Origin of the sequence: Bacillus sp. SIMBA_074 (assembly GCF_046534555.1) — a bacterium.
Lineage (GTDB): Bacteria > Bacillota > Bacilli > Bacillales > Bacillaceae_G > Bacillus_A > Bacillus_A mycoides.
On record NZ_JAWRYM010000013.1, the window covers coordinates 64873 to 76586 of the forward strand.

The 11714-nt window shown below is 34.7% G+C and carries 10 protein-coding genes and 2 pseudogenes; 11 read left to right on the forward strand and 1 reads right to left on the reverse strand.

Features of this window, described 5'->3' with window-relative positions:
* Window positions 1-30: 30 nt before the first annotated feature.
* Window positions 31-633, forward strand: coding sequence for a histidine phosphatase family protein (locus tag SB773_RS15895; protein WP_410590822.1), 603 nt, complete (start codon window positions 31-33; stop codon window positions 631-633).
* A 60-nt stretch (window positions 634-693) separates the two neighbouring features.
* On the opposite strand, the gene SB773_RS15900 is transcribed toward SB773_RS15895, so the two are convergent.
* Window positions 694-1272 carry a GNAT family N-acetyltransferase gene (locus SB773_RS15900; protein ID WP_410590824.1) on the reverse strand — a complete coding sequence of 193 codons (579 nt, stop codon included), beginning with the start codon at window positions 1270-1272 and terminating at the stop codon, window positions 694-696.
* A gap of 261 nt (window positions 1273-1533) precedes the next feature.
* Between SB773_RS15900 and SB773_RS15905 the strand changes: the two genes are divergently transcribed.
* The 10 genes and pseudogenes from SB773_RS15905 (at window position 1534) to SB773_RS15950 (ending at window position 11542) form a co-directional block, all read left to right on the forward strand.
* Window positions 1534-1728, forward strand: coding sequence for a hypothetical protein (locus SB773_RS15905; protein ID WP_060750619.1), 195 nt, complete (start codon window positions 1534-1536; stop codon window positions 1726-1728).
* Between the two features lie 25 nt (window positions 1729-1753).
* Window positions 1754-2071, forward strand: a complete 318-nt coding sequence (locus tag SB773_RS15910; protein ID WP_060750618.1) for a hypothetical protein — start codon at window positions 1754-1756, stop codon at window positions 2069-2071.
* Between the two features lie 478 nt (window positions 2072-2549).
* Window positions 2550-2909, forward strand: coding sequence for a class Ib ribonucleoside-diphosphate reductase assembly flavoprotein NrdI (gene nrdI, locus SB773_RS15915; RefSeq protein ID WP_000959445.1), 360 nt, complete (start codon window positions 2550-2552; stop codon window positions 2907-2909).
* Window positions 2896-3594: pseudogene (locus SB773_RS15920) on the forward strand (ribonucleotide reductase N-terminal alpha domain-containing protein); the annotation flags it as partial. The gene nrdI and the pseudogene SB773_RS15920, both read left to right, overlap by 14 nt.
* 401 nt (window positions 3595-3995) lie before the next feature.
* Window positions 3996-5381: pseudogene (locus SB773_RS15925) on the forward strand (ribonucleoside-diphosphate reductase subunit alpha); the annotation flags it as partial.
* Window positions 5382-5475: 94 nt separating this feature from the next.
* Window positions 5476-6444 (forward strand): class 1b ribonucleoside-diphosphate reductase subunit beta, encoded by a 969-nt coding sequence (gene nrdF / locus SB773_RS15930; protein ID WP_002011508.1) that lies wholly within the window; start codon window positions 5476-5478, stop codon window positions 6442-6444.
* 422 nt (window positions 6445-6866) lie between these two features.
* A complete protein-coding gene (locus SB773_RS15935) occupies window positions 6867-8216 on the forward strand; it encodes an APC family permease (protein WP_002126196.1) in 1350 nt (449 codons plus the stop codon).
* A 485-nt stretch (window positions 8217-8701) separates the two neighbouring features.
* Window positions 8702-8992, forward strand: coding sequence for an SAV0927 family protein (locus SB773_RS15940; RefSeq protein ID WP_060750616.1), 291 nt, complete (start codon window positions 8702-8704; stop codon window positions 8990-8992).
* 27 nt (window positions 8993-9019) lie between these two features.
* Window positions 9020-9268, forward strand: a complete 249-nt coding sequence (locus SB773_RS15945; RefSeq protein WP_060750615.1) for a biotin/lipoyl attachment domain-containing protein — start codon at window positions 9020-9022, stop codon at window positions 9266-9268.
* A 144-nt stretch (window positions 9269-9412) separates the two neighbouring features.
* On the forward strand, window positions 9413-11542 hold the full coding sequence (locus tag SB773_RS15950) for a sigma 54-interacting transcriptional regulator (RefSeq protein ID WP_410590829.1): 2130 nt from the start codon (window positions 9413-9415) through the stop codon (window positions 11540-11542).
* Window positions 11543-11714: the final 172 nt, after the last annotated feature.

The window sequence follows — 11714 nt, forward strand, 5'->3', positions numbered from 1 at the left end:
TTCGTAAGTGATGAATGGGGAGTGGAAAGAATGCGAATTTCTTTTATTCGTCATGGTCGTTTGGACAGTACTATAGAGCCAATGACAATTATTTCATTTCGTGAATGGATGAAGCAATATGATTTAGGGACTACAGTAAAAGAAACTCCTATACCAATTGAAACAATTGAGGCGATTGAATCAGCGAAACTGGTTGTAACGAGTGATCAAAGGCGCGCTGTACAGTCAGCGGCTGAGTTATTGGATTCCCTATCTTTTGTGCAAAATCCTCTTTTTAGGGAAGCTGAAGTTCCAACGAGTTTTTATGCTCCAAAATGGTTGAAATGTAAACCGAATGTATGGATGTTTATTGGACGTACACGATGGATAGTTGGTTATAGTAAAGAGGTTGAGTCTTATAAGGAAGTACGAGAAAGAGCAAGACAAGCCGCTAATATGTTGCACCGCTATGCGCTCGTACATGGGCATATTGCCCTTGTAAGTCATAGTTATTTTAATGCGATGATTGGGACTGAACTGAGGGCAATGGGGTGGTCTGGTTCGCCTATTTTCCATAGGAAGCCATGGGGATGTACAACGTATACATTTCATGAGGCGATGGATGGAAATGTATTAAATACAAAATTAATTTAAAAGAGGCTGTCCCTTTGGCAGCCTCTTTCTCTACATAACAAGTAAAAAAGAATTGTCCTTTTAAGATATAGAAACCAATGACCGTAATGGTTTTATTAGATGGGCATACGGTTCACCGACGAGCATAACGGTTTTATCTTCTTTGTAACCAAGTTTTTCATATAGTGAAAAAGCGCGTTTGTTTTCTAAATTAACAAGTAAGGCGATTTTTTTATGCCCTTTTTCAGTTGCATGAAGTTCAGCTGCATCGATTAATTTAGAGCCAATACCACGTCCACTGTACATACTTGAAACTGACAATGTGTCAATATAATACTCATCAAGTTCAGCTTCTTTTTCTAACGTAATGGATTCGTCTTCATGTAGTTCTCTTAAGTAGTGCATGATTGGTGCATCAAGTTGTTCAGCGTCACTACCGTGATAAACGACAATAACCCCAACTACCTTTCCACCTTGTTCAGCCACTAAACAGTTTTCATAGCTCAATCGATTATTTTCTTTTACGAACCATGTTTCAAGTCCTAGTATTACTTTTGCTTCAACTGTGCTACCTGTGATTTTTTCAGCAATTTCGTGCAGAGCGTTATACAATAAAGGTGCTACTTCTAACGCATCTGTCTTTTTTGCTTTCCGAATCATAGTATCCCTCCTAGTTCTAAATGTATATTGTAGCATAAAATAAAATATCAAACAGTGATTTGGAACTTTGTTATACAGGGCATCAAAAAGTTTGATATAGAGAAGTAGCTATGTTAGTATATGATATTTAGTGTGAATATAATAAAGTGATATAGATATAAAAATAATGAAAGTGAATTACATAATAGTAACGGGATAATTTTACCGTTGTGGACCTATAGAAGATGCGATAGAATAAAATATTGCAGAGAGGTGAAATACATGGATAAACAATTAGCAAATACAATTTTGGATCAGCTGAAAAATGGTGAAATAAAGGAGTATGTTGCGACGAAAGATGTATTTTATACGTTCAGAGAAGTTGTTGTGAATCGAGAAGATTTTAAACATATTATCGGGAACGCAAAGCGCGGTGGACAGGTAATTTATACATATTCAGAAACACCACGTTCATAAATAGAAGATAAAGGAGAGGAGAATTATGGGAGATTTTAAACAAGGCATATTGCCACATTGGGATTACATGTGGAAAGATAGAGCTGGGAATAGGTTTATGGGAATGGTTATGTATCCAGAGAAACGAAAATGTTCAGCAAAAATGCTTCAGAAAATAAAAAGAGCATATGAGCAAGCAATAGAAATTAAAGTAACTGTACAAGTTCAACATACATATCAGTACGTAGAAGGAATGATCGTATACTTTGATGAAGAAGCTCCTGTATGTACAATGCTCGATAAAGATGAGAATCCACATCATATATTTGTAAAAGATATTTTGCGTATTGAGCAGCCTGAATGATTTTTTTCATAAATAAATTGAAGTTCCATAATAATAATCTTTTTCTATAATAGTTATCTTTTAGTATGTAACGAGGAACGAAAGAGTATGTATAAATATTTAATAAAGTAAAATTGATAAATGTAATCGTTTTTTGGAACAGATTATCGTTTAAGGTCTGTTCTTTTTTGCGTGATGCTGGAGAAATATATTACTCCAGCATTTACTGTTTTATGACAAAAAATATTGTTAACTTTTTTTAAAATAAGGTTAAATTCGTTGACAACTTTTTTGAAAAGCACTTTATTGACATGAGTTTTAGAATGTTGTTTCATAGTCTTTGTATTGAAAAAAATCGACGGTCATGTCGAAAAGTGAAATTTAAAAAAAGAAAGAATTTATACGTATATCTTGTGTCTTATTTTGAAACGTAATACAATATATAGAGAAATCAAGAAACGACATACAGAGAATATAGATTGGAGAGGGAGGGTCGGAAATGTTAGTTGCATATGATTCTATGACAGGAAACGTGAAGCGTTTCATTCACAAATTAAATATGCCGGCCGTTCAAATTGATGAAGCTCTAGTATTAGATGAGGACTTTATTCTTATTACGTATACAACAGGTTTTGGAAATGTACCGGAACGTGTTTTAGACTTTTTAGAACGCAATAATGAAAAATTAAAAGGCGTATCTGCAAGTGGCAATCGTAATTGGGGAGACATGTTTGGTGCAAGTGCTGACAAAATCTCTACTAAATATGAAGTGCCTATTGTATCAAAATTTGAGTTATCTGGAACAAATAATGATGTAGAATATTTTAAAGAAAGGGTGCGGGAGATTGCGACACATTGAACTGAATAATGAAATCACGCAAATGCAGGACGGTTTTTATCAGCTTCATAAAGATAAAGAGGCATTAGAAGTCTTTATGGAAGAAGCTAGAGAGAATACCGTTCATTTTAATAGCGTGGCAGAGCGAATGGAGTATATGACAGAACATGATTACTATTACAACGTTCTGGACGAGTATAGCTTGGAGGAAGTAGAAGGAGTTTATAACATCGCTTATGGTGAAAACTTCGAGTTCCAATCTTATATGGCAGCATCTAAGTTCTATAAAGATTATGCGTTAAAAACGAATGATCAAAAACAATACTTAGAAAGCTATGAAGATCGTGTAGCAATTGTGTCATTATACTTAGGACGCGGTGATGTTGCGAAGGCAAAACACTTCGCAAGCATGATTGTAAAACAAAACTACCAACCAGCGACACCAACCTTTTTAAATGCGGGACGAAGCAGAAGAGGAGAAATGGTGTCTTGTTTCTTGTTAGAGATGGATGATAGCTTAAATTCAATCGGCTTTAACATTAATACTGCAATGCAATTATCGAAAATCGGTGGTGGAGTAGCTTTAAACTTATCTAAGCTACGTGCACGTGGTGAGCAAATTAAAGGTATTGATAACGCCGCAAGTGGTGTAGTACCTGTTATGAAATTACTTGAAGATTCGTTTTCGTATGCGAATCAGTTGGGTTAACTTTATGGCTCAACTATAAAACCAGGTCAATTGCTGGAACGCCTGAGTATATCAAGGTAGGATACTACGAAGAAATTACGTAGCGAACCCTGAAAATCCAAGATTGCAGGAAATCAGCAGCCGAGCTCCTAAATTTATTAGATAAGGAGAAGGTTCAACGACCAAGTGGCTATGTAGGTGACTAAGTAGCTCGAACCTGGCTTCTCAAAACAACCAAATTCAAAGGGTGTATACAGTTATTATAGTTTATGCCATATTCATGTGCATCAAACATATGATAAATGGTTAAATGAAGAATTTGGCGAGAAGAAGATATGGTCTGAACTCTATAGCGATATAGAGAGGATAGCAGAAATGACTATCCCCCATACGTTTTGACGATATGGAGTAACAATATGCAACGAAAAGGTGCAGGTGCAGTATACTTAAACATTTTCCATTGGGATATTATTGAATTCCTTGATACTAAAAAAATCAATGCCGATGAGAAGAGCCGTATTCAGTCTCTATCAATCGGAATTATCGTTCCAAGTAAGTTCTTTGAACTTGCTGAGAAAAACGAACCTTTCCATGTTTTCGCGCCTTATACAGTATTTAAAGAGTACGGAAAACATTTAGATGATATAGATATCGACGAAATGTACGATGAATTAATGGGCAATCCGAAAGTGAAGAAGAAGCCATTAGATATTAGTGCGCGTGATATGCTGATTAAAATTGCTATGATTCAGCTTGAGTCTGGTTACCCATACTTAATGTTTAAATCAAATGCAAATAACCAGCATCCACTGAAGGATATTGGAACTGTGAAGATGTCGAACTTATGTACAGAAATCTTCCAGCTACAAGAAACTTCTGAAATAAATGATTACGGTACAGAAGACATTATCCGTCGTGATATTAACTGTAACTTAGGATCGTTAAATATCGTAAACGTAATGGAAAATAAAGAAATTCGTGAAGCAGTTCATGCGGGAATGGAAGCTTTAACAGCTGTTTCTGATATGACGATCATTCCGAATGCCCCAACTGTGAAAAAAGCAAATGATGAGCTTCATTCAGTTGGACTTGGAGCAATGAACTTACACGGATATTTAGCAAAAAATAAAATCGCTTATGAAAGTGCAGAAGCGAAAGAATTCGCTCGTACATTCTTTATGATGTTAAATTACTACTCGATTGAGAAAAGTATGGAAATCGCTAAAGAAAAAGGCGAGACATTTAAAGACTTCGATAAGTCTGATTATGCAAACGGCACATACTTTGCAAAGTATGAAACGACAGATTACAGCCCAGTAACTGAAAAAGTTCAACAATTATTTGAAGGAATTCATATTCCAACAAAAGAAGATTGGACAAGTTTAAAAGGGCAAGTACAGAAGAATGGTTTATACAACTCATATCGTCTTGCAATCGCTCCGACACAATCGATCAGTTACGTTCAAAATGCAACTTCAAGCGTAATGCCGATCGTAAATCAAATTGAATCAAGAACATATGCGAATGCGACAACATATTATCCAATGCCGTATTTATCAAAAGATACGTTCTGGTACTATAAATCTTCTTATGATATGAATCAGTTTAAATTAATTGATTTAATCGCAGAAGTTCAAGAACATATTGACCAAGGAATTAGTACAATTCTTTATGTTAATAGTGATATTTCAACACGTGAGTTAGCACGTTACTACATTTATGCACATAAAAAAGGCTTGAAGAGTCTTTATTATACGAGAACACGTAAATTAAGCGTGGAAGAGTGCGTGGCTTGTACCGTTTAATATAAAAAATGAGACATTATGAGCAGGGTTTTTCTGAACCCTGCTCATGCTTAGTTATCAATTTTTTATGTTTATTTAGAGAAGGGGCGATTTAATGCGTGCGGTAAACTGGAACAAAAAAGAAGATGATTTTAGTTTAATGTTTTGGAAGCAAAACATCGCTCAGTTTTGGACAGAAGAAGAAATCGCAGTGTCTTCTGACAAAAATACTTGGGCACAATTATCAAAAGAAGAGCAAATTGCTTATAAGCGTGTATTAGGTGGTTTAACACTTTTAGATACGAAACAAGGTGGCGAAGGGATGCCACTTGTACTTGTTCATCTTGAAAATTTACAAGCGAAAAGTGTATTAGCTTTCATGGGCGCTATGGAAGAAGTACATGCGAAGAGTTACAGCCATATTTTCACAACGTTAGCTACTGAAGAAGAAATTGATGATATTTTTGAATGGGTAGATAACCATCCATTACTTGAGAAAAAAGCTGGTATTGTTACTAGTTACTATCGTCGCTTATTAAAGCCTGAAGTAACGAAAAAAGAGTTATACATGGCAATGGTAGCAAGTGTGTTCTTAGAAAGTTACTTATTCTATAGTGGATTCTTCTATCCACTTTACTTAGCGGGTCAAGGTAAATTGACGGCAAGTGGTGAGATTATTAACCTAATAATTCGTGACGAGTCAATTCACGGCGTATTCGTTGGTATTTTAGCACAACAAATCTTCACAGAACTTTCTGCAGAAGAGCAACAAGAAGTACAAACGGAAACGCAAGAGTTATTAATGGAACTGTATGAAATTGAATTGGCATATACAGAAGAAATTTACACTTCTATCGGTCTTGTAGAGGATGTAAATCGTTTCGTTCGTTACAATGCGAATAAAGGACTTATGAACTTAGGACTTGAGCCGAAGTTTGAGGAAGAAGAAATTAACCCAATCGTTTTAAATGGTTTACGTACAGATACGAAAAACCATGACTTCTTCTCTGTAAAAGGAAATGGTTACGTAAAAGCAACGAATGTTGAAAAGTTAGCAGACGATGACTTCGTATTCAATTTTTAATATAGTGTTATAGAAAAAGCTGTCTTTATAGAAAAGACAGCTTTTTTGCTATGAATAGTTTACATAATGTTATTATTTCATGGAAATATTTTTATCTTGTAAAAGCCCAATTTTTGAGGAAGTGAGAATGAAAAAACAAGGATTAAAGTTTTATTTTTCATATTTAGTCGTATGAGAGATTGAATAACTTATGTCAAAATGAATAAAAAATGAGAAGAAATGAGGACCAACTCCACCTATACGTTCTTTTTAGTATTGAATTTTCAAATGCTAGAAATTTTGGCTTGAAAATTGCATGAATATTTAAAAAGAAACAAAAAGGGAGGTAATATGCGGTGTGATATATAGTAATTTGAAAACGCTTCCTTTTAACTGTCGATTTTTAAATGGAAATTAGATAGAGAAAGTAGGAGGAATGATAGGTGGGAAAAGTAGTTGGTTTAAAACGTTCATTAGGGCTTTGGTCAATTGTTATGCTAGGGGTCGGGTATATGACACCGATGGTTGGGTTTGACACATTTGGAATCGTTTCTGAAAAAACGGGTGGTCATGTTCCAGGAGCTTATCTTATTGCATTAGCGGGGATGTTGTTTACCGCTGCAAGCTACGGAAAAATGGTAAAGGCTTTTCCTACCGCAGGATCTGCTTATACGTATACACAGAAGACAATTAGTGCAAGGCTTGGGTTTCTTGTTGGATGGTCCGCGTTATTGGATTATTTGTTTCTACCAATGGTGAACGCACTATTAACGAGAATTTATATGTCAGCATTTTTCCCAAGTGTTCCTAGTTGGGTATGGGTCATTGGCTTTGTTCTCCTGGTTACATTAATAAATATGATTAGCGTAAATGTTACTGCTAATTTCAATACGTTCTTAGTAATATTTCAAGTGTTAGTAATGGCCGTATTTGTTTTTCTAGTTATAAAAGGCTTATTAGCGGGAGAGGGAACAGGAGAAGTTTTTTCCATTCAGCCGTTTTTTCAATCAGATATACAAATATCACCGTTAGTTGCAGGTGCAACAATTCTTTGTTTCTCATTTTTAGGTTTTGATGCAGTAACTACATTTTCAGAAGAGACACCAAACGCCAAAAAAACAATTCCTCGAGCTATTTTTCTTACTGCTTTAATCGGCGGAGTTTTATTCATTACTACAACGTATTTTACACAATCTATTTTTCCAGATACATCTGTATTTAAAAATCAAGAATCAGCATCCCCAGAAATTGCGCTATATGTTGGCGGGAAATTATTTCAAGCTTTCTTTTTAGTAGGAACCCTTATGGGGACACTTGCGTCTGGTTTAGCTTCTCATACAAGTGTATCTCGATTATTATACGTAATGGGGCGAGATAATGTAATTCCGAAGAAAATATTCGGATACATTCATCCTCGCTGGAGAACCCCAGTATATAATATTATTTTTGTAGGAATTATTTCGCTCTTCGCTATATTCATTGATTTAGAAACAGCAGCATCTCTTATTAACTTTGGAGCGCTTATTGCATTTACATTTGTTAATTTGTCTGTAATTTCTTACTATATAATCAAGAAAAAAAGATATAAGACGATAAAAGATTTCTTAAATTACTTAGTTATGCCTATTTTGGGTGCTGCTACTGTAGCCGTACTATGGTTTAATCTCAATATCCATTCACTTATTTTGGGACTTTGCTGGGCTGCTATTGGAATTGGGTACCTTCTATATGTTACAAATATGTTCCGTTCAGCTCCTCCGCAAATGCATTTTGAAGAAGCACAGGAAATATAAAGTGAAACTATAATCAGTTGGGTGGGGCATCCCCCGCCGATTATTAGCCCTCACCAATCGGGCGTTTACGGGCAGCAGGGCTCCCACCTAACTTCTTTGCTCCAGCCGAATTTTGAGGTGGGAGTTTTACTGCCCACAAATAGCGGGATAAAAAAGAAAAAGAAATCGGGAATGGATCCGATGTCTTTTTCTTTGAAGATTGGGCAACCATGCAGTATTGCATAATTCATTCAACGATTCATAAGGAAGAGGGGCAAGTCTAGGGAGTATGGCTGATAAAAGATGATCAATATAGTATTTTCATTTGGCACAATTATTGCTTTGTACAATTAGTAAAAATATAAAAGGGGGGTGTTATTGTCGTAATCCAAGTAGAAAACAAATACAGTTGAACTTGAAAATCATTTCATTGAAGGTGGTTGCAAAGTTGTAGGAATAGCATGTCTAATATGCTAGTTGCATTTTTAACCTAAAGGAGGGACCAAATGAAACTGGATATTTTATTAGAAGAAGTGGAGAGACAACAAATTGGCTATTATTGCATTTTGTCGAATAGTCATCGTTACGATATAGCTGTTACGTATTCGCAACAGTTTCTTGGAAAAGCAATGGTTACTTCAATTCAAAATGGGAGAATGGTTTTATTAAGTCAAGAAGATATTGGAGAGGAACAATATTGGGCAACAAGGCTAGGCATTGAGGTAGAGGACATAGAAGAGTTTCAAAGCTTTTTCTATATGATTCTTCAGTCACAAAGGTTAGAAGAACAATATTAATAGAATAAAAGAAAGGGATGATTGATTATGTATTATGATATTATTACGAGTCCGTGTTATGGAATAATTGAAAAAGTGTCTATTAATAAGGATTCTCGAATTTATGAATGGGAGCCATTATTCGCTATTAAAGATATGAATGGTAAACTGGAAGTAATTAAGATGGGATGTAGTGGAGAAGTTCAATCTTTAGAAGTAGAGGCGGGAGATAAAGTAATTCCAGGTATGGTATTAGCTTATATTCAAGAAGATCTTTTCGTTAGTGGTAGTGATTAATGATAGAACTATGAGGAAGATGGAGGCACTCATCTTCCTTTTTTTATTAAATAAAGAAAGAAACGTTTTATTTTCAGATTAATTAAAAAAATCTGTATTTAATGATACAATACAAATTAAATAGTTCAAAGGAGGAATAGCAGCATGTTTTCCATCGCTCATACAAAAATTAGACCCATAGTTTCTCTACCTATCGATCAATCTGAAAAGGAATGGAATATAGATGTTAAAAATATAAAAGAATCGTTTCTATTTTTAAAAAGAGGAGAGGAATTATTTGCATACGTTCATGTGAAGGATCTGCTATCAAATAGTAAGGAATTAACTTCTAAGCTATTACTTTCAAATGCTGTTTCACTAGATACAATATGTCATCTTAGTAAAGATATTTCTTTAACAGCTCTTTTTCAAATTATTGGAGCGCCGATTGCCATAGTAAAAAATGAAGTGGATGAGCTAACAGGATATATAAGAAGAGAGGATGTTTTTGCAGAGCTATTTAAACAAGAAAATCAGAGTGTTGATATATTGAAAATTATTTTAACGTCTATTCCAATGGGGATTTTTGTAGTAGATCGAGAAAAGAAAATTGTAAATTGTAATGAATCTGGTTTGAAGATGATTAAATCGACTCCTGAAAAAGTTATGAATGTACCAGCAGAACTGATTTTTAATGGAGAACACATTAATAACGTATTTACAAAGGGAAAAACGATCTTGAATCAATTACAAATCACAAATGAGATGGGTGTATTAGTTGACTATAGTCCGATTCCAAACTTTGATCAAAGTATTGAAGGAATGGTTATTATTGTGCAAGATTTGCCGATGGTCGAGGACATGGCGATGGAAATTGAATATATAAAGGATTTAAATAAAGATTTACATGCAATTTTGTCTAGCATTTATGATGAAATATTAGTTGTTAATCATAAAGGGGAATTAATTCGTTATAGTGAAACTGTTATCAATGATTTTTGGGGGAGTAATTTGAAGGACTTGTTAGGAAAAAATCTTTTAGACCTAGAAAAGAAAGGATTATTTAGTCCATCGGTTACGCGATTAGTGTTGGAAAAACAAAAAAAGGTATCAGTTGTACAAGAAACAAAAAGCGGAAGAAAAATATTAGCAGTTGGAAACCCTGTATTTAATGAAAACGGAGAGCTTCATCGTATTATTATTGCCTCCAGGGATATTACCGAAGCAACGAGATTGAAGACGGAATTACATGAAATAAAGAAGATATCAGAGCAATATAAGAAGGAGTTAGATGACTTTAAAAATAAAGATCGTTTTCTTAAGAAGCTTATTTACTGTAGTCCGAAAATGGAGCAAATTATTAACCAAGCTAAAAAAATAGCAGATTTTTCTTCCAATGTTCTTATTTCTGGAGAATCTGGCGTCGGAAAAGAAGTAATTGCTCAGGCAATTCATCAACTTGGAAACCGATCTTCAAAGCCATTTTTAAAATTAAATTGTGGTGCAATTCCAGAAACTTTGCTAGAAAGTGAACTATTTGGTTATACGAAAGGTGCTTTTACAGGAGCCGATAAAAATGGAAAAGAAGGATATTTTAAGCGAGCTGATCAAGGTATTTTATTTTTAGATGAAATTGGAGAAATGCCTTTACATTTGCAAGTAAAATTGCTTAGAGTCCTGCAGGAACAAGAAGTAATTCCTATTGGAAGTACAACACCTATGAAAATAAATGTACAAATTATTGCTGCTACAAATAAGAGTCTTGAAAAGATGGTCGAATCTGGAACATTCCGTGAAGATTTGTTTTATCGGCTAAATGTAATTCCGTTGCGAGTGCCTCCTCTACGAGAGCGAATGGAAGATGTTCCGGTACTTGCCTTTCATTTCTTACAACAGTTAAATGAAAAATATAATAAAAATTATCATTTAACTCCAGATGCGCTTAGCTTACTAGAGTTTTACTCATGGCCAGGAAATGTACGTGAATTACAAAATATGATTGAACGTTTAGTAGTATCAGCAGACGATCCAGTAATTGAAGCGGAGTTTGTTAGTAAGTTTTTAACAACTGGTTATGCCTTTAAAAAATCAAAACCAGCTATTACAAGAGTGTTACCATTACAAGAAGCACTACATTCTGTAGAAGAACAATTGATTTTACTGGCAATGAAGCAGTACAAAACAACGACTAAGGCTGCAAAAGCTCTTGGAATCAGCCAATCTTCAGTGAGTCGTAAATATCAAAAAATTGTTAGTGAAAAAGGGATAGCGGCTGATATCATCTCTTATTCCTAAAAAAGGAGAAGGTCACATAGACTTCTCCTTTTTGTGTGCGCTCAGCATGTGCATATTCTCTAGGAGTCAAGTCCCGAGTGGTGAAGGCGGTAGCGGAAATGATTAACATTCCGTTTTATGCAAAATGGAATAGTGTATGCGAGAATGCATAAATTGTTTATTGTTTTTAAGA